Genomic DNA, 24696 nt, shown 5'->3' on the forward strand with positions numbered 1-24696 from the left:
GGAGGGTCCTTTCGCAGAGGGGTGGGGTCAGTTCAGGCGGCCTTGGGCGTCGACGGGCCAGCGGTCGAGCAGCGCGCCGGTGCGGTCCGTGATGATGAGTTCCTCGAAGCTGTTGACGACCGGACACACGTGATGCGGAACGACGGCGACGGTCTCGCCGACCACCGGTCGCGGACCCCCAGCTGGCAGTTCGAGGAACCCGTGGTATTCGTTGAGTACCCGGAGATACCCGTCAAAGCTCGGCACCTGTCCGTAGCCCCGTTCGGGATTGCCCTCGCGGGCCAGCGCCTTCGTGCCCGCGTCGAGGATGACATGCGGGTGCCCCTGATCGCTCACGACCGTGCTGGCCAGGAACAGGGCGATGTTCTGCGGTGCACTGTCGCCGAGGCGCACGTTGTCCCAGTCGTTGAAGACGTACTCTCCGGGGCGGACCTCGGTGATGACGGGATCGGTGCTGAACTCGGCGGTCGGTGTCGATCCCGCGCTCACGATCTCGGGCTCGATGCCGTGGGCGCGCAGCGATTCGACGGCGGTGCGCAGTGCCGCGGCCTGGTCCGCTGCGGCACTCTCCCTGGCGCCGATCGTGCCGCCGTGCCCCGGGTAGGTGAAGACACCGCGGGCGCGCAGGCCGAGCCGCGTCGCGTGAGCGGCCAGTACTCCGGCGTCCTCCGGTCGCACGCCGGAGCGCCGAGCGCCGCAGTCGACCTCGATCACGATCCCGAGAGCGTCGGCAGCATCGCCCATGACCTCAGCGAGCCGCTCGATCGCGGCGGCGCTCTCCGCGCCCACGCTCAGCCGCGTCGCCCGCGACAGACGTCGAAGACGTCCTTCCTTCGCCCCTGTGATCCACAGCGGGTAGGCGAGCAGGATGTCGGGGCATCCGGCGGCGGCGAAGATCTCCGCCTCGCTGAGGGTGCCGGCCGTCAGGCCGATGGCCCCGGCATCCAGCTGCATCTTCCCGATCCGCACGCTCTTGTGCGTCTTGACATGCGGGCGGACCGCTTTGCCGTGCGCATCGGCGAACGCCTGCATCCGGGTGATGTTCTCCTCGACCACGTCGATGAGGACGATCGGCGCCGGCGTGCTGATCTCCGTGCCGAGTGCGGCCAGGATCCTCGGGAAGTCGTCCATGGATCAGCTCATCCGGTCCTTCAGCCCGTACCAGGTCCCGCCGGCGCGCAGATGCAGCCAGGGGTTGCCGAAGTAGCCGGGGATCCAGGGGTTCTTCAGATCACGCCATGGGTTCGCCTCAGGCCGCCCCGCGACGACATCGGCCATGACCTTGCCCATGTAGGTCGCCATCTGCACCCCGTGGCCCGAGTACGCCATCGAGTAGAACAGACCGTTGCGCTCGCCGGCGTGCACCATGCGATCCATCGAGATGTCGACGAGTCCGCCCCACATGTATTCGGTCGTGACGTCGCGCAGCTGCGGGTAGATCGCGTCGCGGGCCGCGACCAGGATCTCGCCACTCTTGCGGTCGGATGCCGGGTCGGACAGTGCGAACCGCGCCCGCCCGCCGAACAGCAGACGGTCGTCGGGGGTGAGGCGGAAGTAGTGCAGCAGGTTGAACGTGTCGGTGGCGACGCGACGGTTCGGCAGCAGCTCGTGGGCGAGGTCCTTCGGCAGAGGCTCGGTGACGGTGATGAAGCTGCCGACGGGGACGACCCGGCGCTGCAGCCAGCCGAAGGGCCGGCCGGTGTATCCGCTCGTGCCGACGACGACCTTGCCGGCGCGGATCGTGCCGCGCGTGGTGACCAGCTCGTGCGTGGTGCCGGAGCCGATGCGGCGGAGGTCGGTGACCTCCGCGTTCTCATGGATCGAAGCTCCCTCGCGGATCGCCAGAGCCGCGAGGGCATGGCCGAACTTCGCGACGTGCACGGCGGCGGAGCGCGTCTCTGTGAAGCCTCCGAAGAACGCCGAGCTGCCGACCTCGGCTCGGATCTGCTCGCGGTCCAGCACCTCCGTGTCGTGCCCGGCGAGGCGCCGCAGAGCCTCGCTCGTCTTGCGCACACCCTCGAAATGGGACTCCTTCGAGGCGAGGATCAGCTTGCCGCGCCGCTCGAAGTCGACGTCGAGGTCGTTCTCGACCACGAGCTGCTCGATCAGGTCGACGGCGTCGTTGTACAGGTCGATGTACTCCTTCGCCTTCGCCTCGCCGTAGCGGGCCACCGCGTCGCGGAAGCCCATGCCGAGACCGTTGGTGACCATGCCGCCGTTGCGTCCGGAGGCTCCCCAGACGACGGTGTTCGCCTCGAGCACGGCCACCGACAGCCCGGCTTTCGCGGCGTGGTATGCGGTCGAGAGACCCGTGAACCCGGCGCCGACGACCGCGACATCGACCTCGCGCGGGATGGGCGTCTCGGTGTGATCGCCGCTCGGTGTCGCAGTGTCGAGCCAATAGGAGTGCATCTTCATGGGGGAGCCTCTCAGAATGATCCGGTTGACTCAGGCGATGCCGAGGGCGCGGTTGACCTCGTCGAGCGATGTCATGCGCACGGCGCCGTAGTGGGGCAGGTCGGGGTCGTAGCCGCGGTCGAGGAACACCTTGTTCGTGAAGCCGAGCTCGGACATCGGGACGTGGTCGTACAGCTGGTGCGAGGAGATGTGCAGGAAGTCCTCGGGCTTCGCATCGAGCTGCTTCAGCATGTGGTCGAACGCCTGGTGACGCGGCTTGTAGGCGCGGGTCTGCTCGGCCGTGATGACGGTGTGGAACGGTGCCCCGAGTCGCGGGATGAAGTTCGCGAGGTGGCTGTCGTCGGCGTTCGAGAGGGCGACGAGCGGGAAGTGCTCGGCCATGGTCGCAAGCGCCGCGGGGACGTCGGGATGCGCACCCCATCCGCGCATGTCCTCGAGGATCGTGGCCACGTCGGATTCACGGACCTCGACGTCGAAGCGCGCGGCCGTGCGGCGGAAGGCCCGGTCGAGGATCTCCTCGTACGGGCGGTACTCCATGATCTCGTCGTAGCGGTCGAGGCGGAAGCGGTTGTAGAACGCTTCGAAGTCGTCGCCGGTGATCCGGTCGGCGAGCAGGGGTTCGACGGTCTTGCGCATCTCGAAGTAGATGAGCGTGCCGATGACGTCAAAGGAGATGTACTTCGGGCGAGGGAGTTCGATGGACACGATCTGCCTTTCGGTGTGGGGAGCGGGGAATGGGATCCGCGTGCACTCCATATTGTCTCAGTCAGAGACGAAATGCTAGGGTCAGTCTCGATCGGCCGGTTCACGGCCGACGACCCGCACAGGGAAGGACCCGTGATGGATGCCGCGACCGAGGCGCTTCTCCGCGACACCGGGCTCGCCGGGACGGCGCACCGCGTCGACGAGGACTGGCTCGCCCGTGTGCTCGATCAGCGCTACGGACTGCAGGGGAACCTCTCGCGCCTCGACACGGAGAAGGACGCCACCTATCGCCTACGTCACGGCGACGCGGATGCTGCCGGCGAGTTCCTCGTCAAGATCTCGCATCCGGAGGAGCCGCTCGACGTCGTGCGATGCCAGGTCGACGTGATCGGATCGATCGAGCATGCCGACCCCGGCATCCCGCTGCAGAACGTGCGTCCGGCGCTCGACGGACGACTCTGGCGACCCTTCGACGACGAGACGGGTCAGCCCGCCGGCATCCTGCGGGTGTATCGGTTCCTGCCGGGACTCCTGCTCGCCGAGCATCCGGCCTCCCCGCAGCAGCGGCACGCGGTGGGCGCCATGCTCGGCCGGGTCGACTCCGCGCTCGCCGACTTCGCGCATCCGGGGGAGACGCCCCTGCTGGCCTGGGATCTGCGCCGGTTCCTCCACTTCGAGCCGCTCATCGAGCTCGAGGCCGACGAACGACGGCACGAGCTCGCCCGACAGGTCTTCGGGACGTTCCGCGAGGAGGTGCAGCCCCGCCTCGCCACAGCACGATCGCAGGTCATCCACGGGGACTTCAGTCCCTACAACGTCGTCGTCGATCCGTCCGCCGTCGGCTACGTCAGCGGTGTCATCGACTTCGGCGACACCATGCGCGCGCCGGTCGTCTTCGACCCCGCGGTGCTGCTCGGCAACCACCTGCAATCCGCGCCCCGGCATCCGTGGGTCGAGGCGCGGGACCTGCTCGACGGCTATCGCGACATGTTCCCGCTCAGCGACGAGGAGGTCGGGATGGTCGCCGTCGCGGCCGCGGCGCGTGTCGTGCTGCGCGCGCTCATCGCCACGTGGCGACTCGAGCAGGGCACCGACCGTGCCGACTACGTGCGCCGCCACGCCCTGCACGACTGGGGACGGGTGGCCGGCGTCATCGACCTCGGCTTCGACGCTGCTCATTCCTACCTGCTGCATCAGGACTGACCCGCGCTCCGCGGGCTGACGAAAGAGGACGACCATGGTGTCACTCGGCGCATCGCGCTACCCCAGCCGCTTCGATCCGGCGCGACTCGACGAGGTCGATCCGGGGATCCGGGCGAACATCGAGCGACGGCTCGACGTGCTCGGTCCCGGCTACCTGCTCATCTACAACGACCCCGTGGCATTCGTGCGCGGCGAGAAGGCGCACTTGTTCGACGCCGACGGAGCCGACTATCTCGACGCCTACAACAACGTGCCTTCGGTCGGGCACTGCCATCCGCACGTCGTCGAGGCGGTCAACCGCCAGGTGGCGACGCTCAACACCAACACCCGCTACGCGCAGGAGGGGCTCGTCGACTACGCCGAGCGTCTCGTGTCGTACTTCCCCGAGGAGCTGCGGCGCGTGACCTTCGCCTGCTCGGGCTCCGAAGCCAACGACCTCGCGCTCAGAGTCGCGGCGCATCACACGGGCAACGAGGGCGTCATCGTCAACAGGTGGGCGTACCACGGCATCACCCGCGCCGTCGCGGCGATCTCGCCGGCGCTGGGCGACGGGTCTCCGCTCGGACCGCACGTGCGAGAGATCGACCCGCCCGACCCGAAGCTCGTCCCCGCGGGGCTCAGCCTCGCCGACCACATGCGCGCCGAGACGCGCCGAGCGATCGACGACCTCGCCCGTCACGGATTCGGTGTGTCGGCGCTCGTGCTCGATCTGTCGTTCATGAGCGACGGCATCTTCCCCGAGGCCGGCGACTACCTGCAGGGGATGGTCGACGAGGTCCATGCCGTCGGTGGGCTGTTCCTCGCCGACGAGGTGCAGGCCGGCTTCGGTCGACTGGGCACCTGCATGTGGGGATTCGCGATGCAGCAGGTCGTTCCCGACATCGTCACGATGGGCAAGCCGATGGGCAACGGCATCCCGCTCTCGGCCGTCGTCTTCCGGCCCGAGGTGGCCCGCGACTTCGGCGAGAAGGTGCGCTACTTCAACACCTTCGGCGGATCATCGGTGCCGATCGCCGCGGGCGCGGCCGTGCTGGACGTCTTCGAGAGCGAGGGGGTGCCGGCTCGCGTCGAACGGATCGGCGAACTGCTGCGCACGGGAATCCGCGAACTGCTCGCTGACTCGCCGCACGTCGCCGAGGTGCGCGGTGCGGGGCTGGTCGTCGGGGTCGAGATCGTGGAGGATCGCGAGAAGCGAACCCCGGATCGCGCACGCACGACCCGCGTGATCGATGGGATGCGCGATCGTCGCATCCTCATCAGCGGTGCCGGACGCGAGGTGAACGTGCTGAAGATCCGTCCGCCGCTCGCGTTCGACGAGCACGACGTCGAGCGCTTCCTCGACGGGCTGCGAGAGGTCGCTGCCCTGCACCTCTGACGCGCGAGGGGTCAGCCCCGCGCCCAGGTGCCGTTCGCGAGGCGGTCGCAGATGTCGCGCTGCACGGTCGTCAGCGCCATGTGGGCGGCGCCGAGCGAGGTGGTGTGCGCACGGGTGCGGGAGTTGGCGACGAGGATCTGGGGAGGCTCGTCGAGCGCCTCCGCCAGAGTCTCGGTGACGCGGGGGAGTACGCGCTGGGCGAGCGGGGCGAGGCGCCCGGCGAGCACGACCAGCAGCGGGTCGGAGATCACCGACACCATGAGCAGTGCCGCGGAGAGTGCCTCGGCGAACACGTCTACCACGGCGTCGCGCGCAGTGGAGGGTGAAGCGGTGTCGAAACGGCCGAGCTCGTCGTCCCCGCCCCACAGCTCCGAGATGTGCCCGAGCGCGAGACCTCGCCGAGCGCAGTAGTCCTCGAGCCCATGGGTGCTCAGCAGCGACCCGAGCGTGCTCTCCTCGTCGCCACGCGGGAACGGGAGCGCCGAGAAGTTGCCGAACGAACTGCTCGCGCCCTGTGCCGTCGATCCGTCGCGCCGCACCAGGGCCATCGTCAGCACCGTGCTCATGTTGAGGAGCAGCGGGCGCGCGTCATCGGGGATGAAGCCCTCGGCCGTGAGGCCGGCGAGTGCCATGTTCGCGTCGGTGTCGAGCACGACCTCGGCACCGACGGCATCCGTCAGCAGCGACAGGAACTCCGCCTCTCCGATCGCGGTCATGGCGGCTGGCGGGTTCGGCACCCGGATGCCGTCGACCACCCGCGCGGGCACGGCGATCAGCACGCGACGAAGTGGGGCGGGGGTGCGTTCGCGAGCCGAGGCGATCAATCCGCCCAGCCAGTCCACGGTGGCCAGCACGTCGGCATGCGAGGGGGTCGCGACGGTTCCCCACGAGAGCTCGCGACCGGCGAGGTCGACGGCCAGCACGCCGGTGCGCTGCAGGCCCAGGCTGACGCCGATCACCTGGCCGACCGCAGCCGGCACCGTGAGCGCGGTGGGGCGGCGTCCGCGGGACGCCGGCCGTGGCGCTGATTCGGCTTCGCCCCGCCCATCGACGGGGGCTGGGGCTTCGGGGGAGAGCAGCCCCAGCGCCTCGAGATCGTCGACGATGCGGGCGATCGTCGCCTTGCTGAGTCCGGTGTCTGCGATGAGATCGCCGCGGGTCATGGTCGCCCGGGTGATCGCGGCTGCGAAGACGTTCGCCTGATTGCGCGAGCGCTCGGTGAGGCTCACGACCGCCGACGGTGCCGGCTGAGGATTCAGGACTCTTCGCCTTCTTCGTTGCGACCGTGGCGCAGCGCACCCTCGTCGTCGTGACTGTGCAGCTGGTAGTCGCTGAGCGACAAGTGCGTGTGGAGCACATGGTGCAGCTGCTCCATGTCGCCCGCCCTCAGCAGGTCCGCGATCTCCTGGTGGCCAGGCACGACACGGTCGGGCTTCGGGTACGCGTCGGGGAAGTGGAACAGGCAGATGAGCGCCTCAGTGGCGAGAGTGGCATAGGCGCGCACGAGCCGGGTGTTGCCGGCATCCTGCACCAGGGCAGTGTGGAACTCGAGGTCGATGCGGCCCAGACGCGTCCAGTCCTCGGCGTCGAGCGCCGCCTGCATCTGCTGCACGATGTCGGTGAGCCGCGCGGCCGTGGCCTCGCGCTGCTCCGGGCTGAACTTGGTGATGATCTCGCCGGCCGCGCATTCGATGACCTCGCGCGCCTCGTAGACCTCGGCGACGTCGCGCACCGTCAGCTCTTGCACGAAAACGCCGCGGTTCGGTCGAGCGAGCAGCAGACCCTCCTGCACCAGGCGATGCAGCGCCTCACGGACCGGGCCGCGCGAGACGTTCAGTTGACCGGCGACCTGCGCCTCGTTCACCTGGTCGCCGGGCGAGAACCCGCCGTTGATGATGCTCTCGCGCAGCTGGTCGGCGATCACGACGGCCGTCGGTCGATTGTTGATCGCCGAAAGCGTCTGTACACCGTTCATGGTCGTCCCCCGTCGCGAGATCGGTGCGCTGTCCGGCACCGGCATCACTTGCATTGTAGACAATCTACCGTGGCTTACGGGGTCGCGGGGTGTCCGCGCCGATTCGTTTCGTTTCTCGTCGCCGAGCGGCGGTGGTCGTCTCAGGCGTGGACGTCGTTCTCGTGGTCGGAGTGGTGGACCGGCTCGAGCTGGATCGTGCAGTGATTCGTATCGAAGTGCTCACCCAGGCAGGCGTGCAGCTCGTCGAGGATGCGGTCGTAGTGGTCCCAGTCCAGGGCATCCTGGTCGATGACCACGTGCGCCGACATGGCGTTGACGCCCGAGGTGATGGTCCACGCATGCAGGTCGTGCACGCGCTCGACGCCGGGCACCGACATCATGTGCTCGCGGGTCTTGTCGAGATCGACGTCCTTCGGAGTGCTTTCCAGGAGGATCCGCACGACGTCCTTGAGGAGGCTGTAGGCGCGCGGGGCGATCAGTGCCGCGATGGCGAACGCCGCGACCTGGTCCACCCAGTTCCATCCGGTGAAGAGGATCACGAAGCCGGCCACGATCACGGCGCCCGAGCCCAGCAGGTCTCCGAGCACCTCGAGGTACGCACCGCGCACGTTGATGCTCTCCTTCTGGCCCGACTGCAGGATCAGCAGCGAGATGAGGTTGGCGATGGCGCCGGCGATGGCCGCGATCAGCATGGGACCCGTCTCGATCTCGACCTCGGTTCCGAGGCGCTGGATCGCGGTCCAGACGATGACGACGCAGATCACGCTCAGCACGATGCCGTTGATCATGGCCGAGAGCACCTCGACGCGCATGAGACCGTAGGTCCGCTTGGACGTCGCCGGGAGCGCGGCGACGAAGGTCGCGATGAGCGCGATGAGCACGCCGGTCGCATCGGTGAGCATGTGGCCGGCATCTGCGAGGAGCGCGAGCGATCCCGAGATCAGGGCGCCGACGACCTGCACCGCGAAGACGGTGAATGTGATGCACAGCACGAGGACGAGCTTCTTGCGGTGCTTTCCTCCGGCAGTGGAGTGGCCTTCGAGCCCGTGGTCGTGACTGTGTCCGTGGCCGCCCGCCTCGACGGTGACGGGCCGCGTCGGGTGTCCATCGCTGAACGGGTGCCCGTGGTCGTGATCCTGGTGGGAGTGGCCCTGGTCTCCATGCTCATGCCGGTGTGAAGAGGTCATGGCACGAATGTAACAGCAAGGTAGGATTGTTGACAATCTGATTGTAAGAATCGATACTGGCCACGTGGCGCGAGACCGCGCCCACCCATGCATCGACAAGGCGGAGAACATGACCAGAGCGATCGTCGTCCATGACGTGACCACAACGGATGCCGGCGACCACAAGGCGAAGGCCACGGCCGAGCGTGAGGGTCAGACGGAGTCCTCTCGCACAGTGTGGGAGTCGCCCGAAGGGATCCGATCCGGTGTCTGGGAGGTGACGCCGGGTTCGTTCCGCAGCACGCGTCCGCAGTACCACGAGATGTGTCAGATCGTGTCGGGGAGCGCCACCATCGAGGAGGAGGATGGAAGGACCTTCGACGTACAGGCGGGCTCCCTGTTCATCACACCGGAGGGATGGGTCGGCCGGTGGACCGTCCATGAGACCCTGCGCAAAGCATGGATCGTCATCCCGTTCACTGCGTTGGTCGACGCGGCAGGCCCCCAGCTCAGTGCGCGCGAGACCGTGCGCACGATCACCGCAGAATCAGCGTAGAGAGCCCGTTGCAGAGTGCTCTCGATGTCATGACGAACGTGTTTCCCGTTCGAGTACATGCACCTTGGATCGGGATGGGCGCCTGACTCTCACTCTTCCGCGTCATTCCGTGAGGTCATGGCGTGTCGAGCGCGTCCTCGACAGCCGTAGCGAAGTGGCGGATGCGCGGGCTCTCACGGTCGACGCGCCACACGAGACCCAGCGAGGATTCGGGCAGCCCTCGCACAGGCACGAATGCGACGTCGACTCGCTTGTTGTAGTCCGTCGTCGCTGCACACAGGATGAGGCCGCTGTGGCCGGACGCCACATGAGAGAGACCCTCCTGCACGGTCGCCGCTCCGCCACGCATCCGTAGCGGTGACCCGCCAGGCGTGGTCCGTGGCGAATGCACCTGCATCCAGGCTGCCGGTGCCGGACCGATGATCGGGACGAGGCTGATCTCCGCCAGTTGCTCAGCCGCGATCTCGCCCTCACGAGCGAAGGGATGGTCGATCGAGATCGCGAGCATCTGAGGCTGCCGGGAGAAGATCACACCCGTCACGAGATCGGGATCGTCGACGGGAAGCAGCACCACTGCGGCATCGACACGGCCGGCGAGCACGTCGCTGAACGGGTCGCCGAGGGGCAGCTCCCTGATGTGCACCGGAACCCGCGGATGCTGTCGTTCGAACGCGGCGATCGCCTTCGCGATCGAGTCGTAGATCGCGCCCTGGAAACCGACGACGATCGGCGTCGGCGCGTTTCGCGCGCGGACACGCGCATCGTCGACCACGTCGACGAGCGCCTGGTGTGCCGAAGAGACGGCAGCCAGGAAGTGCGTCCCGGCGTCGGTGAGCTCGACGCGTCGGCTGGTGCGGGAGACCAAGCGTGTGCCGACGTGATGCTCGAGCGCGCTGATCAGCTGGCTGACCCGGCTCTGAGAGACGAACAGCCGCTCGCCGGTCCGTCCGAAATGCAGCTCTTCGGCGAGTACGAGGAAGCACTCGATCTCTCGGATCGGCAACTCAGCCATCCCTCGCCCCATCTCCGTCTCGGATACCTGCGCACGTGCATCCGAGTGCGAGCCTACGCCGATCATCAATGAATCTGACTCATGGATCGATCACCGATTCGCCGTTGATCAGGCGTCGCGTCCGCGATTCGCTGGAAGCATGAATTCGCCCCTGCCTGCATCCGCATCGCCTCGGGACAACGCTCCTGACATCTCCCGCCCCCGGTCATCGATGCAGGATCGGAATCGCTGGGGTGCTGTCGTCCTCGTCGCCGCAGCGACGTTCATCGTCGTCGCGGCGGAGATGATGCCGGTGGGGTTGCTCACCCCGATGAGCGGATCCCTGCGCGAGAGCGAGGGGACGGTCGGACTCTCGCTCACCATCACCGGCGTCGCCGCAGCGGTGACAGCGCCCTTCGTCCCGATCGTCACCGGCCGGATCGACCGTCGGTCGACGCTCATCGCCCTGATGACGCTCGTCGCCGCAGCCAACGCCCTCACCGCGATCGCCCCGAGTTTCCTGATCCTCGCCATCGCCCGAGTCATCCTCGGCGTGAGCATGGGTGGGGTCTGGGCCCTCGCCGCGAGCCTGGCTCCGAAACTCGTGAGCTCCCGCTCCCTCGGTCTTGCGACGACGATCATCTTCAGCGGGATCGCGGTCGCCTCGGTGCTGGGAGTCCCCGTCGGCACGTTCATCGGTGACGCCGTCAACTGGAATGCGGCATTCTGGGTCCTCGCGGCGGCTGCAACCGCAATCGCTCTTGCGATGGCCATCGTGCTGCCCGAGATGCCGTCCACCACGACGATTCCGCTCGGCGCGCTCGCGCTCGCATTCCGAAACCCGGGGGTGCGCGCGGGGCTCGCGATCACCGCGCTGCTCGTCATCGTGCATTTCGCTGCGTACACGTACGTCCGCCCTGCGCTCGAGACGTTCGGAGGCTTCGCGCCGGCCGTCATCGGGACCATGCTCCTGATCTACGGGGACCTCGGCATCCTCGGCAACTTCGTGGCAGGGCCGATCTCCTCACGAAACTCGAAGGTGGTCGCCATCGGGCTGAGCCTCGGCATCGCCGGAGTGCTGGCGCTGTTCCCGTCCGTCGCGATCACCCCTGTCGCCGCCGCGATCTCGATGGCGATGTGGGGCTTCGTCTACGGCGGCGTCTCCGTGACGACACAGACCTGGATCGCTCAGGCGTCACCTGAACAGCGAGAAGCGGTGTCTGCGCTGTGGGTCAGCGTCTTCAACGCGAGCATCGCCTTCGGCGCGTTCACGGGAGGGCGGTGGCTCGATGGCACCGGGCCCGCTCAGGTCTTCTGGATCAACGCCGGTATCGCCCTGCTGGCCGTGCTGGTCGCTGTCACGTGTGCTCCGAGGAGGGCAAGCTGAACGAACCTCCGTGCGGGTGCTTTTCGTGCCAGTCATTCTGCTGATGGAACTCGCGCGGCGATGCTCATCCACCCGGCTTGCTGTCACTCCCGATCGCTGTGGATTCCGCCGAGCCGTGCTCGATGAATTCGACGGCGACTGAGTCCCAGCGGTAGAGCGTGGCTCCAGCTGCGGGCTGTTGGGAGGTGATGTAGAAGAGCCCCGGCCACGCGAGGGCTCCGATGGGTGGCCCATCTGGGTCGGGGTTCGCCAGAGTCACCCCCGCATCGTGGGCGAGGTCGCGGCCCACGTGGAAGGGGAGTCCTATGACGTTCGGCACCGTCACCCTGTCAGCAGCTCTGTCTGCCATGGACTGCACGATACGCCGCCGGGCCCGGGCTGACGAGACCCCCGGCCGATGACCGCGAGGCCGCGTCCGCACGTGAACACAAGCGGCGACGGCTTCCGGGCTGCCTATCCGCAGTGCGGTGACTGCGACAGCGGGAGCTCGAACCGGCTCAATGCCGTATTCGATCCGGGCTCCAAGGCGAACCATCCCTCGATATGCCCGTCATCGACCCACGCGTCGTACTCGCCGGCGGCGAATGGTTGATATCCGTCATCCGCGCTCGTGCCCAGGACAGGAGTTGCGACGAGTCCGTGCCGCTCGAGCACCGTGATCGACGAAAGAAAGAGGAACGAGCGTTCTTCGACGACGTACCCGGATTCGCACCCGTGGATCAGCAACGGTGTGACGGGCCAGGGTGTCGTCAGAACGCCCCAGAACACGGCTATCAGTGCGCCGCCGATGGACAGCACGCGCCCGATCACGACCATTGCGGACCAGCCGGAAGGGAGCGAGAGGGTCCAGAACATGGAGCTCAGCGCCACGAAAGCGAGGATCGTGGCGACTCCGAGGATGTGCCGCGACGGTACTACGACGAGCAGCAGCTGCGCATCACCGCCGGACATGGAATCGACGAGGGCCACAGCCGCAGCCGCGATCAACGCCAACGCCAGTGTCGCTGTCGCGACGATCTGCTGCGCACGCCGACGCCCGGGCTGCGGAAGCGCCCGCTCCCTGAGATACGGTTCCTCGGCGGTTGACATCACCCGAGTATGAGGTACGCGACCTGCGAATATGCGCCGATTCGTCGGCACACGTCGCCCTGGAACACGAAACCCGTTGGCGGTGGCTGAGCGCCACCGCCAACGGGTCGAGACCACCTGAGGTCGCCTGCTGAGGTCACCTATTTCGCGAGGTGCCTCCGTCGGGAAGCAACGATGGCCGTGATCGCACCGGCGAGGATGAGACCGATGGCGGCGGGGAGTGCCGCGAGACCGTCGCCGCCACCCGTCTGTGCGAGAGAGCCTGTCCGTGTCGGCTTCGGCGTCGGCGGCTCGGATGGCGTCGGCGTCGGCGGCGTCGTCGGCGGAGGCGTGGACGGGACCGTGTTCGCGGTGTTGGTCAGCGTCAATGCGACCCCTGCCGACGATCCGGGGGTGACCTCATACCTGCCGTCGGCGGCAGCCGTCACACCCTCCCCGGTGATCGTCCACGCGCCCCAGGTCACACCCGTGACAGCCGGGAGGTCGATCTCCTCGATGACGAACGTCGATCCGATGGGAGCGCGTCCGCTGGTCACGGACTCGCCGACCGGAACGGTCATGGTCACTGCTGGGGCATCGGAGCCCTTGACGGAGTACCTGACGGTGTAGGTGGCATCGCGAACCTCATCTGCGAGCGGACCAGTGAGGGCCTTCGTGATGGAGAACTGCGTGTACGTCGTTCCGTGTCCGTCTCCGCCTCCGGAGTCGGTGGCGACGTGCTCGGCAGATGTCTTGGTGGTGTTCACGATGGCCGCGTTGCCGAAGACATCGCCGGCGGACGTGGCGCCGTCGGCCTCGGTGAAGTAGATGAGCTCGTAGGTGTAACCGCTCCTCGGAAGCCCTGATGCAGAGAAGTCGAATGACCTTCCATCAGGAGCGAACGCGATCTCATATGCAGTCGGGTCCAGTGTGACCCAGTCCCCGACCATGGTGCCGTTCTCGACCGCGCGCTGCTTCAAGACCGCGCGGCCGGTGTAGTGGTGTTCGGTCTCGCTGTCCGCGAGGGAGTCCTTGATGGTGAACGAGCCGTCGGCGACGTAGCCGCTGGGGATGGCGATCACCCATCGGATGATGCCGTCCTCGACAGTGGCGTCTCCCCATTTGGCAGGCTCGGCAGGTTCCCCGTCGGTGCCGACGATGATGCCGCCCTCGCCCGGAAGGTCCACGACCTCGATCGACGTACCGAGGTCGAACTCGACGGTCTCGTTCGTGGTGGTCTGCGACGCTTCTGCTTGCATCCAGAACGATCCGCCGACCTGGTCGAGACCGTTGACCGCGTCGGTGAGTGTGCAGACGACCGCTGCACCCTGACCGTTGTCGACGACGCAGTTCGCCATCACGGCGCCGGTGTCCGGGTCGGCGATCGTGAAGGAGCCGGTCGAGAGTCGGCTGAACTCTTCTGGCAGGGTCATGCCGAATGTCTCTCCTGCGACGGCTCCCGCAGGTACAGCCCAATCGCCGGTGATCCGTACCTTCTGCCACTGGGTGAGCGGACCGCTGCCACTGTCATTCGTCAGCGAGATGTTGCTGATCGCTCCCGGATACGTGACTGTCGGCGCAGCACTCGCGACCTGTGTCGTCCCGAAGATGCCGCTCACCACGGCGAATGCACCGAGCGCTGCCAGTACCGCTCGTCCCCACGAGGTCCGGCCACCTCGCCCGTCTGACGTCGAGGTGCGCGCGGCACCCATAGCCCCAGATTTCACTGCTGTCCCCAATCGCTTCGAGGGCCTCGGTTGCTCCAGGCCCCACAGGTGAGACGAAGGAACCGGGCGATCATGACGCGAGTTCTCGAAACCTCGCGTGCTGCAGCCGATTCTTAGAGGTGTCTGAGTGGCGGCTTCATAGCGTGCCGTCTGTGACGACAACGATGAGAGCGGCCGCACCACGTGCCCGCCGCGAGATGCTGAGCAAGGTTCCGGAGATCACCCTGTGGTTCTGGATCATCAAGATCCTCTGCACCACGGTGGGGGAGAGTTTCGCCGACTGGATCAACATGTCCCTGGGCGTCGGTCTGGAGAGCACGGCGCTGATCTTCACCGGTGTGTTCGCCGGGGTGCTCGGGTGGCAACTGCTGCTGCGAAGGTACGTGCCCTTCGTCTACTGGCTCACCGTCGTCGTGGTGAGTGTGACGGGCACGCTGTACACGGACATCCTCACGGACGACCTGGGCGTCCCCCTCGCCATCAGTACAGCCGTGTTCGCTGGACTCCTCGCTGTCGTGTTCGGAGTGTGGTGGATCAGCCAGCGGACCCTCTCGATCCACAGCATCACCACCACCCCGCGGGAGCTGTTCTACTGGCTCGCCATCCTGGTGACCTTTGCGCTCGGCACTGCGGCAGGGGATTGGATCCTCGAGCTGACCGGCTGGGGGCCAGGAGTCTCCGTGCTCCTCCCCGCCGGGCTGATCGTCGCCGTCGTCGTGGGATGGCGGATGGGCGGCAATGCGGTGCTGGCCTTCTGGCTCGCGTACATCCTGACCAGACCGCTGGGGGCGAATCTCGGCGACTGGTTCGGGCTCCCGCCCGCCCAGCAGGGTCTCGGCCTGGGGGTCGCGATCACCAGTCTCATCTTTCTCGCAGCGATCCTCGCGACGGTGATCTTCCTCACCGTCACGCGCGCGGACGTGGTCGAGAAGGAATCCTCGGCGCCGGTCGCTCGAACGACGCCGAAGCGCGAGCGGCAAGCACTCGTGTTCTACGGCGGCGTCGCGGCTGTGACGGTCGCGGTGCTCGTCTGGGCGGCAGCGCAGCCCCACGCCGCCGCACCCGCCAGCGAAGGCGAGGGGCCGTCAGCATCCGTCACGCTGCCGCCCGGCACCTCGGCCACGGCCGGATTCCCGGCTGCGTCCGTGTCCGAGTTCCGGACCATCGCGGCTGACACCCTCTCGAAGGTCAAGGCGGGAGATCAGCAGGCCGCCACTGCCAGGGTCACCGATCTGGAGACCGCCTGGGACGACGCGCAACCCACGCTGCAGCCGCTGGACGACATCGGGTGGACGTACATCGACGGGCAGATCGACGACGTGCTCACCGCACTTCGCGCGCCCACTCCCGACAGTGCGTCGGAGGCGAGCGTACTGACCACGCTGCTCACCACGCTGAAATGAGCACTCTTCGTGCGGATGAGGATCCTGGAACCATGAAGTCCACCCGTCGACAGCCCCTCATCGTGTGGTGGCTTCTCCCCCCGACGCTGTTCCTTGCGACCGTGGGTACCGGGTTCGTGCTCGCCGGGTCGTCGTCGATGACTGCTGTCGAGACGAGCGCGGTGGTCGCAGTGAACAGCGTGCACTCGCCTGCACTCGACGCGATCGCGCTGTCGATCAACGTCGTGTTCGGCCCTTCGTTCGCTGTGCTGATCGCGGCGATCGGGATCGGTGCCGCGGGAGCGATCAGCAGGTCGTGGATCGCGGCGCTGAAGATGGCCACCCTCGTCGTGGTGCCCTGGGGCCTCGCCGATCTGGTCAAGATCATCGTGCAGCGGCCTCGGCCGGACATGTCCGTGCTCGCGCATCCGGTGCTGGTGGAGCCCTCCACGTTCAGCTACCCGAGCGGGCACACGGCGTTCGCCGCGGCGCTCGGGACGGGCGTCCTCATGATGCTCGCCGGGCGGCGGTACCGAAGGACCAGCGTCACTCTGGTCGTCGTGGTCGCCATCGTCACGGCGTGGTCGCGGGTCTACCTCGGAGCCCACTTCCCCTCGGACGTGCTGGCGTCGCTTCTGCTGGTTCCGCTGCTCAGCATCTGCGTGTCCGCGCTGTGGAACCGAACTCGCCTCGCGGCGGGCGGGGCGCCGGTCAGAAAGAGTGACCAGCACCCCGATCATGGTGGATTCTTGGAAGACGCAACGAGAACGACCGAGCCGAAGGAGGATCGATGGCCCTGAGTAGACCTCGGTTGATGCTCGTCGAAGACGATCCGCAACTCGGACCCCTCATCGCCCGTGTCCTCGACGAGGTGTACGACGTCACCCTCCACACAGACGGCGGCGATGCGCTCAGCGCAGCGCAGGCAGAGCGGTTCGAGGTGATGATCATCGACCGTCGGCTTCCCACCGTCGACGGGATATCGATCGTCGAGACGCTCCGACGAGACAACATCACGACGCCCATGCTCATCCTGACGGCGCTCGGCAGCGTGCACGACAAGGTGCGCGGCCTCGACGCCGGCGCCAACGACTACCTCGTCAAGCCGTTCGAGTTCGATGAGCTCTTCGCGCGACTCCGTGCGATCCGTCGGGTCAGCAACGGCGAAGGCCCCTTCGTGCGCATCGGCGGATGGGAGTTCTATCCCGATTCCCGCGCCGTCTACTCCCCGTACGACGGCCGCACCATCCTCACCGACCGCGAGAACGAGCTGCTGAAACTGCTGGCCGTGCACCCCGACACCACCTTCAGCAGAGAGGACATCCTCGATTCCGTGTTCTCCGCGACCGATACGCCAGGCACGGTCGACACGTACGTGCACTACCTGCGTCGCAAGACCGATGCGGACATCGTCACCACCGTCCGGGGCCGCGGCTACCGTCTGGGGCAACTGTGAACCGCGGGCCGGACCTTCTCGACGCCGACACCCGACTCGTGCGTGCTGCCGGCCGACGCGTGGGGGTCTGGATCGCCGGAGCGGTGTCCGCTCTGGTCGTCGGCGTCCTCATCGCAGCACTCCTCATCGTGTTCAGTCAGATCCCCCCGGATCGATTGTTCGCACCGGGCGGTGACGAGACCACCATCGACATCGAGGGTGCGGACATCGTGGTCGCGGCCATCGGTGTCGGGATCGGTGCGATCCTCCTCGCGGGCACGATCGCGCTCGTCGCGACGCGGCGGGCGGTTGTGCCGCTCATGGACGCACTTCGTCGTCAACGACATTTCGTCGCTGACGCCTCGCATGAACTCCGCACGCCCCTTGCGATCCTGGACGCACGTCTTCAGGTCCTGCAACGCGTGTCGGGGCCGAACGACCCGAACGCGCAGCTCATCACCGAGCTCCGCGATGATTCACGCGACCTCCAGAAGATCGTCACCGACCTCCTCGATTCCATGGAGGCGATACCGGCCAGCCGAACCGATGCCGTGTTCGTCGACCGCGCTGTCGAGGCCGCAGCAGCCGCGATGCGTGCGATCGCCCACGAGCGCGGCGTCGACATCGTGACGACGCCTGCGCCACCGGAGGTCTCGGTCGCGATCCCTGAGGTGAGCCTGCAGAGAAGTCTGGTCGCGCTGCTCGACAACGCCATCAAGCACTCGCCTCCTGGTGCCGTGGAACTGTCGACTGCATGGGATCGCGCCGCTGTGACGATCACCGTGATCGACCACGGTCCCGGCATCCGTGGAATCGACGCGTCCCGTATCTTCGACCGCTTCGCCCGATCCTCCGACGCCGTCGACGGGGGAGGCACTGCTCGGAGCGGATTCGGCATCGGCCTGGCCCTCGTCAACGACACCATCTCGAGGTACGGCGGACGAGTCGCCGTCGTCTCCACCTCGCCGAGCGGCACCGCCATCGAGATCGTTCTGCCCCGGCACGTGCCGGGGCGCGAAGAACGTCCATGAGGCCGGACGATCGGATGCGGCCTACTGCTCCGTCGTGACCCGCGTCGACGTCGCGTCCAGCGCGTTGCCGTCGGTGCCGACCGGCCAGAGCGTCGTCACGGGGATGCCGTGCTCGTCGACGAGTGCTGAGTGATCCTCGCCCGGAGCGAAGGCATGCCGTTCGCCCCATTGCCGCAGCGCGACGATCACCGCGAACAGGTCGTGCCCGGCTGCGGTGAGCGCGTAGTGCTGTCTCTTGCCGGTCGGCGCCGTCTCGCGCGCGAGGATGCCGCGGTCGACGAGGCGGCGGAGGCGGTCGGTGAGGATGTTGCGGGCGATGCCGGTGCGTTGCTGGAAGTCGCTGAAGGTGCGCGCATCCTCCATCGCGTCTCGGACGATCATCAGGCACCAGCGGTCGCCGACCAGGTCGAGTGCGCGCGCGGTCGGGCAGAGGGGGTCCGTCCATGTCACGGCGGCCGAGTCGGGTGCTGTTCGAGCCATCACATCTCCTCAAGAGTTGCTGATTGAAACCATTATGCCGTACGGTCAATTTGGTTTCACTTTGCTACTCAATCAGGAGGATGAATGAGCGTGCCCCTCGGTCGCAGGATGCTGCTGGCGACGGTGTGCGCGGTGGCGGTCGGGAGCATCTATGCCGCGCAGCCCGTCCTCGAGCAGATGGGGCGCGACCTCGCCCTGCCGAGCAGCCACTGGGGCTGGATCGTCGCGGCAGGGCAGCTCGGATACCTCGTCGGGCTGGTGGCACTCGTGCCCCTCGGTGATCTGATGGACCGGCGGCGGCTGATCGCCGCTCATCTCCTGCTGGCGGCCGTCGGCGTCGCGCTCGCCGCGACCGCGACGACGGCATGGGTCCTGTTCGTCGGACTCGCGGGTGCTGGCTTGTTCGCGGTCGTGGTGCAGACAGCCGTCGCGTACACGGCGTCGTCGTCTGCCCCGGAGGAGCGGGGCCGGAACCTCGGACTGGTGACATCCGGGGTCGTCCTCGGCATCCTGGGCTCACGCGTCGCCGCAGGCGCCCTTGCGGATGCCTGGGGCTGGCGCAGCATCTATCTCGTCCTCGCGCTGCTCCTGCTGCTCTTGGCGTTCCTCGCGCTCCGACTCCTGCCGAGCGATCGAAGAGTCGAACGCACCACCTATCGTCGAGTGCTCGGGTCGCTCGGCGGGCTCTTCCGCGAACGCCTGTTCCTCTCTCGCGGCCTCATCGCCTTCTTCCTGTTCGCGTCGTTCGGCACGCTCTGGAGCGGTCTGGCGCTTCCGCTGTCCGAGGCGCCGTGGCATCTCGATCCTGCGCAGATCGGGCTCTTCGGCCTCGCCGGGCTCGTCGGCGCGGCCGGCGCCGCCCGAGCAGGTCGATGGGCTGACTCCGGGCGCTCGAGCCTGGTGACCGGCGGCGCGCTCGTGCTGCTCATCGGCTCCTGGGTAGCCACCGGGCAGGCGATGTGGTCGCTGTGGCTGCTCATCGTCGGGGTCATCGTGCTGGATTTCGCCGTACAGGCCGTGCACGTGAGCAATCAGCACGCGCTCACCACCGTGCACCCGGACCGCACCAGCAGCGTCATCGGCGGGTACATGGCCTTCTACTCCCTCGGCTCGGCGCTCGGCGCGACGGCCACCTCGTCCGTCTTCGCGATCGCCGGATGGACGGGATCCAGCATCCTGGGGGCCGCCTTCGCGCTCTGCGCCCTCATCGTCTGGGCCGTCGACCATCGAGGTGCCAGCGTGTTGCGCCGAATCAGCCGCCGCTGATCAGTCCGAGAGCTGCAGTTCGGCGATGATCCGCTCCACCCGCGCGCGACCGCTTGCGTCGAGTCCTCGCACCGGGCGGGGCAGGCTGTCGGGAGCGAGGAGTCCGAGATGCTCGCCGATCGCGGCGGTCACCCGGTAGCTGCCGTACTCACCGAACAGCGTCCACAGCGGCAGCAGTCGAGCGGATCCGGCCGAGGCCCTGTCGGTGTCGCCGGAGAGCGCAGCCCGGGTGATCGCGACCGCGGGTGCCGGAAGGATGCCGCCGATGGCGGAGTACCACGCGTCGCAGCCGGCGTTCAGGCCGGTGGCCGCGGATGCATCGCCGGAGATGCCGATCGTGACGGTGCTGGGAAGGAGTGTCCGGAGCTTCTCGACCCGTCCGGATGCCTCGACCGGATCGGCCGAGATCCCGGGGATCTTGATCGAGGCGACCTTGGGCAGCGTCGCGATGCGAGCGTAGAGGTCATCGCTGAACGTGACGTGGGTGGTGCCGGGATTGTCATAGACCGCGAGCGGCACGGACAACCCGGCGGTGACAGCTTCGAACAGGCCGAACACCTCGTCGTCGCCCAACCGCTGATAGGTGACCGGCGCGAGCAGCACGGCCCCGGCGCCGGCCTGCTGCGCGTCGTCCGCCAGCTGCTGCACGTGCGACGTTCGGATCGCGCCGATCCCGACCATGACCGGAACATCGCCCGCGTGCCGCACGGCGGCCTCCGCGACGCGGCGTCGCTCGTCGCGGTCGAGGTACATGTACGACCCCGTCGACCCGAGCGCCGTGATCGAATCGACCCCGGCCACCAGGAGTCGCTCGATCAGGCGCGCGAACGCCGCCTCGTCGAACGACTCGTCGCGAAGCGGGGTGTGGGGGAACGCGTTGAGGCCCGAGAACATCGGCAGTCCAATCGTCGGTGGTGCGGTCAGTTGATGATCTCGCCGCGCTCCGCGTTGATGGTCGCGATCCGTTCTTTCCACGCCGCCAGCGCCTCGGGCGTCAGTCGCGTCCAGTCGAGGACCTCGCCGATCACGCGGATCGGCTCGGTGCTCCGATATGACCGAGTGGGGTTCCCGGGGAACTTCTTGTCGGTCAAATTCGGGTCGTTCTCGAACGCGCCGGTCGGCTCGACCTCATACACGCGCGGCGCGGCATCTCCGGCTGCGAGTTCGGCAGCGAGTCCGGCGCCGTCGCGTTGCGCGGTGAAGTAGATGTGATTCATCACGATCTCGGGGCGGTAGTTCGACCGGAAACCCGCGGTCAGCAGCTCACCCGCCGCGAGATCGGCCTTCGTGCCGTGGAAGAACGGTCCATCATCCAGCGCTTCGCTCATCACGACAGCGTAGGGCGGACGCCGACCGAGCGGAAGAAATCGGAAGGTGGTTTGGGAGGATGGTCACGTGTACTCCGAGACCGCGCTTCCGCATGGCGCTGTGCTGTGGCTTTCGACGGGCGGTGGCGGATCGACGATTCCTGCGGATGGCTGCGCGGATCTGATCCTGCGGGGCGACCACGTCGTCGTCGCCGGACCGTCGACGCGGTTCATCGTCACCGAACGCGACGGCGACGATGGGTCACTCGGAATCCGGCTGCCGCCGGGGTTCGCCGGCTCGTTCCTGCGCCTCGGGCTGTCGGAGATCGCCGACCAGCTGGTGAGCCTCGATGACGTGGTGGGTTCACGCCGCGCTGCATCGCTGCGCGCTGATCTGTCGCATATTCGCGATGACGCGCAGGCGATCGACGGGATCACCTGGCTGGCGAGGGATGCCGCAGCGCGGAACCGCTGGTCGGAAGAGGTACGGAGCAGGGCAGCGCGCTCGGTGCCCGCCGCCGTCGCAGCCGTCGAGCTCGGAGATTCCGTGCGCACGCTGCGGCGGCGGATGCTCGCGACCTTCGGCTACGGGTACGCGACGCTCGTACGCATCGAGCGTGCTCGTCGCGCACAGACCTTGCTGCTGCGGGGCGTGCCGATCGCGGATGCCGCGGCGCGGGCCGGCTACGCCGACCAGCCGCATCTCTCGCGAGAGTTCCGACGGCTGGCCGGCGTGAGCCCGGCTCAGTTCGCAGGCAACGCCGCGTAGAGGTCGACGGAGTTGCCGTCAGGATCGAGCAGCGTCGCATAACGCTGGCCCCAGTGCGCGTCCCACGGTTCGACGTGCGCGGGGTACCCGGCAGCGACGATGGCCGCGAACGCGGCATCCACCTCGTCCGGGGTGCCCAGGTCGAAGGCGAGGGCGATGCGATGCCCGCCGGTCGCCGGCACGAAGCCCGGGTCGAATCCGCGGATCGTCTCGATCGTGTCCCAGGCGATCGTCACGCCGCCGTCGAGCGTCGCATCGACGTGGGGCGCGTCATCCTGGCCCTCGTCGATCGACACGCCCAGCGCCCGATAGAACGCGAGCGAGGCCGCCATGTCATGTGTCACGATGCCGATGAAGCCGAATCTCAATGTCATGGTCTCACCGTATGGCGACGCGAACAGCGGCGTCGTGAACAGAACGGCCACATGTCGCGGCGCGACTCAGAGGATCACGTCGCCGATCGAACCGAGCGAGCGCCATCCACCAGCCTGCACGTTCCGGTCCTGCAGGACATCCGCCGCAGGCAACGGTCCGAGGTCGACACGGGTGATTCCGGCGATGTCCGCCACCGGAACCTGAAACGTGCGGAAGGCGCCGAGTGGCGGCTGGGCGAGCAGCCCGTCGCGGGTGTCGACGAGCTCGGTCTGGTCGAGCACGAAGCCGGCAGCGCGAAGACCGGTCGGTGCCTGCCAGGCTGCGATCTTCCAGAACCGGAGGGGGATCCGGATGCCGCGGTACGCGGGATCGTCGTCGCCGAGGACCGGAGCCGTGAACACGCTCAACCGCTGATCCGTGGCCTCGGCGTAGGCGAGCACGTGGTCCTCGAGTCCGAGCCAGAGCTCCTTCGACTGGTTGAAGCCGGCCGCCTGCGGCGCAGCATTCGGATAGAAGAACGTCGCGGCCATCGCATCCTGCGCCGCCGCAGTCTCTCCCCATCCCGGATCACGCCGACGAACCAGATGACCGCGGTCGAGGTCGTTCCGGGAGTACACCTCGGCTCCGGTCTGCTCCGCTGCCGGGATCCTCGGGTCGAGCCGCCAGTCGCCCGCCCGAGGGAGATCGCGAAGCAGCGCACCGTCGATGTTCACCCCGGTGACGGCGGCGAGACGCCGTGCCGGGTCGAGGAGGACCGAGAATCGCGGATAGGCGAGATCGCGGACCTCCCCGGACGGTCGGGGGATCGGCACAGCTGTGGCGAGGAACGCGGGATCGTAGCCGTCGGTCATGCGTCCCATGGTGCCGCAGGCCTGTGACATCCGGGGAGGCGGTTCGTCAGGGTCGGCCGCGCCCCGCCGCCGTCACGCGCCGAGGGTCAGCAGCACCTTCGTGGCGCGGCGTTCGTCCATCGCCCTGTAGCCTTCCGCGGCATCCTCGAGCGGCAGCGTGAGATCGAACACCACGCCAGGGTCGATCTCGCGATCCCAGATGAGCTGGATCAGCTTCGGCAGGAACCGCCGCACCGGAGCCGGACCACCGTGCAGATGCACGCCCGAGAAGAACAGCTCCGCTCCCGGCAGCTCCACGTCGTGCGAGACACCGACGTAGCCGATGTGCCCACCGGGGCGAGTCGAGCGGATCGCCTGCATCATCGACTCCTGCGTGCCGACCGCCTCGATCACGGAGTGCGCGCCGAGACCGTTCGTCAGCTCCTTGATCCTGGCGACGCCGGCATCCCCTCGCTCCTCGACGATGTCGGTCGCGCCGAAGCTGCGGGCGAGCTCCTGCCGGTCGGCGTGCCGGCTCATCGCGATGATCCGCTCGGCGCCGAGCTCCTTGGCGGCGAGGATGCCGAGCAGTCCGACCGCGCCATCGCCGACCACGGCGACGGTCTTGCCGGGCCCGACCTCAGCGGCGACGGCGGCGAACCAGCCGGTGCCGAGCACGTCGGATGCCGCGAGCAGGGCGGGCACCAGATCGGGATCGGGCTGTCCTGGCGTCGCGACCAGGGTTCCGTCGGCGTGCGGGATCAGCGCGTACTCGGCCTGGGTGCCGATGCTGCCCATCGAGACGACATGCACGCAGCGCGACTGGTAGCCGGCCTGACAGATCTCGCAGGTGTTGTCGGATGCCATGAACGATCCGACGACGAAGTCGCCGACCTTGATGTGCTCGACGGCATCGCCGATCTCCTCGACGACGCCGACGTACTCGTGTCCCATCGGCGTGGCATCGACGCCGTCCGCGCCGCGGTACGGCCAGAGATCGGATCCGCAGATGCAGGTCGCGGCGAGCTTGATGACGGCATCCGTCGGTCGGGTGATGGTCGGCTTCGGCCGGTCCTCGACCCGGACGTCGCCGGGTCCGTGCATGATGACTCCACGCATGTGGTGATGCTCCTTCGGGTGAGTGGGTGTCTTCGAGTCAGGCCGTCGGCAGGGCTGCCATGGCATTCATGGTCGCACTTCCAGTGTGGGAACGGATGCGGGGGAGTGGGAGGGGCTGGTGTTACCTCCCT

At 67.7% G+C, this 24696-nt stretch carries 26 protein-coding genes; 10 read left to right on the plus strand and 16 right to left on the minus strand.

The genetic code is table 11. From position 1 onward, the window contains the following. Positions 1-27 precede the first annotated feature (27 nt). Genes RS83_RS08555 through RS83_RS08565 form a run of 3 tightly spaced genes read right to left on the minus strand, consistent with a single transcriptional unit; the run spans position 28 to position 3123 of the window. The gene (locus tag RS83_RS08555) at positions 28-1131 is read right to left on the minus strand and encodes an alanine racemase (RefSeq protein WP_045279106.1); all 1104 of its coding nucleotides are present in this window, start codon (positions 1129-1131) and stop codon (positions 28-30) included. A 3-nt stretch (positions 1132-1134) separates the two neighbouring features. Further along, positions 1135-2418, minus strand: coding sequence for an NAD(P)/FAD-dependent oxidoreductase (locus RS83_RS08560; protein ID WP_045279107.1), 1284 nt, complete (start codon positions 2416-2418; stop codon positions 1135-1137). Between the two features lie 30 nt (positions 2419-2448). Then, positions 2449-3123 (minus strand): HAD-IA family hydrolase, encoded by a 675-nt coding sequence (locus RS83_RS08565; RefSeq protein WP_045279108.1) that lies wholly within the window; start codon positions 3121-3123, stop codon positions 2449-2451. A gap of 135 nt (positions 3124-3258) precedes the next feature. Here RS83_RS08565 and RS83_RS08570 point away from each other — a divergent pair, with 135 nt between their 5' ends. Both RS83_RS08570 and RS83_RS08575 read left to right on the plus strand, forming a co-directional pair. After that, complete coding sequence (locus RS83_RS08570; protein ID WP_045279109.1) at positions 3259-4326, plus strand: phosphotransferase; 1068 nt, start codon at positions 3259-3261, stop codon at positions 4324-4326. A gap of 34 nt (positions 4327-4360) precedes the next feature. Then, positions 4361-5701 carry an aspartate aminotransferase family protein gene (locus RS83_RS08575; RefSeq protein WP_045279110.1) on the plus strand — a complete coding sequence of 447 codons (1341 nt, stop codon included), beginning with the start codon at positions 4361-4363 and terminating at the stop codon, positions 5699-5701. Between the two features lie 11 nt (positions 5702-5712). Here the strand turns inward: RS83_RS08575 and RS83_RS08580 are convergent, their stop codons facing one another. From RS83_RS08580 to RS83_RS08590, 3 genes are all read right to left on the minus strand, one after another. Beyond that, positions 5713-6930, minus strand: a complete 1218-nt coding sequence (locus tag RS83_RS08580; RefSeq protein ID WP_045279111.1) for an ROK family transcriptional regulator — start codon at positions 6928-6930, stop codon at positions 5713-5715. Between the two features lie 26 nt (positions 6931-6956). Next, positions 6957-7721 (minus strand): GntR family transcriptional regulator, encoded by a 765-nt coding sequence (locus RS83_RS08585; RefSeq protein ID WP_197072093.1) that lies wholly within the window; start codon positions 7719-7721, stop codon positions 6957-6959. A gap of 95 nt (positions 7722-7816) precedes the next feature. Continuing rightward, entirely contained in the window at positions 7817-8863 is a 1047-nt protein-coding gene (locus tag RS83_RS08590; protein WP_045279112.1) for a cation diffusion facilitator family transporter, read from the minus strand. A 109-nt stretch (positions 8864-8972) separates the two neighbouring features. Here RS83_RS08590 and RS83_RS08595 point away from each other — a divergent pair, with 109 nt between their 5' ends. Continuing rightward, positions 8973-9398, plus strand: a complete 426-nt coding sequence (locus RS83_RS08595) for a cupin domain-containing protein (protein WP_082071629.1) — start codon at positions 8973-8975, stop codon at positions 9396-9398. A gap of 115 nt (positions 9399-9513) precedes the next feature. On the opposite strand, the gene RS83_RS08600 is transcribed toward RS83_RS08595, so the two are convergent. Continuing rightward, complete coding sequence (locus RS83_RS08600; protein WP_045279113.1) at positions 9514-10410, minus strand: LysR family transcriptional regulator; 897 nt, start codon at positions 10408-10410, stop codon at positions 9514-9516. A gap of 139 nt (positions 10411-10549) precedes the next feature. Here RS83_RS08600 and RS83_RS08605 point away from each other — a divergent pair, with 139 nt between their 5' ends. Further along, entirely contained in the window at positions 10550-11776 is a 1227-nt protein-coding gene (locus RS83_RS08605; RefSeq protein ID WP_197072094.1) for an MFS transporter, read from the plus strand. Between the two features lie 64 nt (positions 11777-11840). On the opposite strand, the gene RS83_RS08610 is transcribed toward RS83_RS08605, so the two are convergent. From RS83_RS08610 to RS83_RS08620, 3 genes are all read right to left on the minus strand, one after another. Continuing rightward, entirely contained in the window at positions 11841-12125 is a 285-nt protein-coding gene (locus RS83_RS08610) for a PASTA domain-containing protein (protein ID WP_045279114.1), read from the minus strand. Between the two features lie 104 nt (positions 12126-12229). After that, complete coding sequence (locus tag RS83_RS08615; RefSeq protein WP_045279115.1) at positions 12230-12865, minus strand: hypothetical protein; 636 nt, start codon at positions 12863-12865, stop codon at positions 12230-12232. Positions 12866-13005: 140 nt separating this feature from the next. After that, positions 13006-14556 carry an Ig-like domain-containing protein gene (locus RS83_RS08620; protein ID WP_045279116.1) on the minus strand — a complete coding sequence of 517 codons (1551 nt, stop codon included), beginning with the start codon at positions 14554-14556 and terminating at the stop codon, positions 13006-13008. 167 nt (positions 14557-14723) lie between these two features. Here RS83_RS08620 and RS83_RS08625 point away from each other — a divergent pair, with 167 nt between their 5' ends. The 4 genes from RS83_RS08625 to RS83_RS08640 are packed head-to-tail and all read left to right on the plus strand — an operon-like array spanning position 14724 to position 18419. After that, a complete protein-coding gene (locus RS83_RS08625; RefSeq protein ID WP_231587750.1) occupies positions 14724-15974 on the plus strand; it encodes a hypothetical protein in 1251 nt (416 codons plus the stop codon). 32 nt (positions 15975-16006) lie between these two features. Continuing rightward, positions 16007-16753, plus strand: a complete 747-nt coding sequence (locus tag RS83_RS08630; protein ID WP_045279118.1) for a phosphatase PAP2 family protein — start codon at positions 16007-16009, stop codon at positions 16751-16753. 14 nt (positions 16754-16767) lie between these two features. Next, complete coding sequence (locus RS83_RS08635; protein WP_231587751.1) at positions 16768-17409, plus strand: response regulator transcription factor; 642 nt, start codon at positions 16768-16770, stop codon at positions 17407-17409. Beyond that, on the plus strand, positions 17406-18419 hold the full coding sequence (locus RS83_RS08640) for a sensor histidine kinase (RefSeq protein WP_045279120.1): 1014 nt from the start codon (positions 17406-17408) through the stop codon (positions 18417-18419). The genes RS83_RS08635 and RS83_RS08640 overlap by 4 nt, the downstream gene beginning before the upstream one ends. A gap of 21 nt (positions 18420-18440) precedes the next feature. Here RS83_RS08640 and RS83_RS08645 read toward each other — a convergent pair whose 3' ends face one another. Further along, positions 18441-18899 carry a winged helix-turn-helix transcriptional regulator gene (locus RS83_RS08645; protein WP_045279121.1) on the minus strand — a complete coding sequence of 153 codons (459 nt, stop codon included), beginning with the start codon at positions 18897-18899 and terminating at the stop codon, positions 18441-18443. Positions 18900-18983: 84 nt separating this feature from the next. On the opposite strand from RS83_RS08645, the gene RS83_RS08650 reads away from it, so the two are divergent. Beyond that, complete coding sequence (locus RS83_RS08650; protein ID WP_052679008.1) at positions 18984-20165, plus strand: MFS transporter; 1182 nt, start codon at positions 18984-18986, stop codon at positions 20163-20165. On the opposite strand, the gene RS83_RS08655 is transcribed toward RS83_RS08650, so the two are convergent. Further along, the gene (locus RS83_RS08655) at positions 20166-21059 is read right to left on the minus strand and encodes a dihydrodipicolinate synthase family protein (RefSeq protein ID WP_045279122.1); all 894 of its coding nucleotides are present in this window, start codon (positions 21057-21059) and stop codon (positions 20166-20168) included. Between the two features lie 26 nt (positions 21060-21085). Further along, positions 21086-21493: an NAD(+)--rifampin ADP-ribosyltransferase gene (gene arr, locus RS83_RS08660; RefSeq protein WP_045279123.1), complete on the minus strand. Its 408-nt coding sequence runs from the start codon at positions 21491-21493 to the stop codon at positions 21086-21088. 67 nt (positions 21494-21560) lie between these two features. On the opposite strand from arr, the gene RS83_RS19120 reads away from it, so the two are divergent. Beyond that, positions 21561-22241, plus strand: coding sequence for a helix-turn-helix transcriptional regulator (locus RS83_RS19120; RefSeq protein WP_045279124.1), 681 nt, complete (start codon positions 21561-21563; stop codon positions 22239-22241). Here the strand turns inward: RS83_RS19120 and RS83_RS08670 are convergent. The 3 genes from RS83_RS08670 to RS83_RS08680 form a co-directional block, all read right to left on the minus strand. Continuing rightward, a complete protein-coding gene (locus tag RS83_RS08670) occupies positions 22217-22615 on the minus strand; it encodes a VOC family protein (protein WP_045279405.1) in 399 nt (132 codons plus the stop codon). The genes RS83_RS19120 and RS83_RS08670 overlap by 25 nt on opposite strands. Before the next feature lie 66 nt (positions 22616-22681). Next, the gene (locus RS83_RS08675; protein WP_045279406.1) at positions 22682-23467 is read right to left on the minus strand and encodes a DNA/RNA non-specific endonuclease; all 786 of its coding nucleotides are present in this window, start codon (positions 23465-23467) and stop codon (positions 22682-22684) included. Positions 23468-23539: 72 nt separating this feature from the next. Beyond that, positions 23540-24565 carry a zinc-dependent alcohol dehydrogenase family protein gene (locus RS83_RS08680; RefSeq protein WP_045279125.1) on the minus strand — a complete coding sequence of 342 codons (1026 nt, stop codon included), beginning with the start codon at positions 24563-24565 and terminating at the stop codon, positions 23540-23542. Positions 24566-24696: the final 131 nt, after the last annotated feature.

Source organism: Microbacterium oxydans, from assembly GCF_000956525.1.
GTDB lineage: Bacteria > Actinomycetota > Actinomycetes > Actinomycetales > Microbacteriaceae > Microbacterium > Microbacterium oxydans_A.

Excerpts from the sequence above, each read along its gene's own strand:
- RS83_RS08555 (WP_045279106.1), bottom strand. The coding sequence starts at position 1,131 with ATGGACGACTTCCCGAGGATCCTGGCCGCACTCGGCACGGAGATCAGC.
- RS83_RS08560 (WP_045279107.1), bottom strand. The coding sequence starts at position 2,418 with ATGAAGATGCACTCCTATTGGCTCGACACTGCGACACCGAGCGGCGAT.
- RS83_RS08570 (WP_045279109.1), top strand. The coding sequence starts at position 3,259 with ATGGATGCCGCGACCGAGGCGCTTCTCCGCGACACCGGGCTCGCCGGG.
- RS83_RS08575 (WP_045279110.1), top strand. The coding sequence starts at position 4,361 with ATGGTGTCACTCGGCGCATCGCGCTACCCCAGCCGCTTCGATCCGGCG.
- RS83_RS08585 (WP_197072093.1), bottom strand. The coding sequence starts at position 7,721 with ATGCCGGTGCCGGACAGCGCACCGATCTCGCGACGGGGGACGACCATG.
- RS83_RS08590 (WP_045279112.1), bottom strand. The coding sequence starts at position 8,863 with ATGACCTCTTCACACCGGCATGAGCATGGAGACCAGGGCCACTCCCAC.
- RS83_RS08595 (WP_082071629.1), top strand. The coding sequence starts at position 8,973 with ATGACCAGAGCGATCGTCGTCCATGACGTGACCACAACGGATGCCGGC.
- RS83_RS08600 (WP_045279113.1), bottom strand. The coding sequence starts at position 10,410 with ATGGCTGAGTTGCCGATCCGAGAGATCGAGTGCTTCCTCGTACTCGCC.
- RS83_RS08605 (WP_197072094.1), top strand. The coding sequence starts at position 10,550 with ATGAATTCGCCCCTGCCTGCATCCGCATCGCCTCGGGACAACGCTCCT.
- RS83_RS08610 (WP_045279114.1), bottom strand. The coding sequence starts at position 12,125 with ATGGCAGACAGAGCTGCTGACAGGGTGACGGTGCCGAACGTCATAGGA.
- RS83_RS08615 (WP_045279115.1), bottom strand. The coding sequence starts at position 12,865 with ATGTCAACCGCCGAGGAACCGTATCTCAGGGAGCGGGCGCTTCCGCAG.
- RS83_RS08620 (WP_045279116.1), bottom strand. The coding sequence starts at position 14,556 with ATGGGTGCCGCGCGCACCTCGACGTCAGACGGGCGAGGTGGCCGGACC.
- RS83_RS08630 (WP_045279118.1), top strand. The coding sequence starts at position 16,007 with ATGAAGTCCACCCGTCGACAGCCCCTCATCGTGTGGTGGCTTCTCCCC.
- RS83_RS08635 (WP_231587751.1), top strand. The coding sequence starts at position 16,768 with ATGCTCGTCGAAGACGATCCGCAACTCGGACCCCTCATCGCCCGTGTC.
- RS83_RS08645 (WP_045279121.1), bottom strand. The coding sequence starts at position 18,899 with ATGGCTCGAACAGCACCCGACTCGGCCGCCGTGACATGGACGGACCCC.
- RS83_RS08650 (WP_052679008.1), top strand. The coding sequence starts at position 18,984 with ATGAGCGTGCCCCTCGGTCGCAGGATGCTGCTGGCGACGGTGTGCGCG.
- RS83_RS08655 (WP_045279122.1), bottom strand. The coding sequence starts at position 21,059 with ATGTTCTCGGGCCTCAACGCGTTCCCCCACACCCCGCTTCGCGACGAG.
- arr (WP_045279123.1), bottom strand. The coding sequence starts at position 21,493 with ATGAGCGAAGCGCTGGATGATGGACCGTTCTTCCACGGCACGAAGGCC.
- RS83_RS08670 (WP_045279405.1), bottom strand. The coding sequence starts at position 22,615 with ATGACATTGAGATTCGGCTTCATCGGCATCGTGACACATGACATGGCG.
- RS83_RS08675 (WP_045279406.1), bottom strand. The coding sequence starts at position 23,467 with ATGACCGACGGCTACGATCCCGCGTTCCTCGCCACAGCTGTGCCGATC.
- RS83_RS08680 (WP_045279125.1), bottom strand. The coding sequence starts at position 24,565 with ATGCGTGGAGTCATCATGCACGGACCCGGCGACGTCCGGGTCGAGGAC.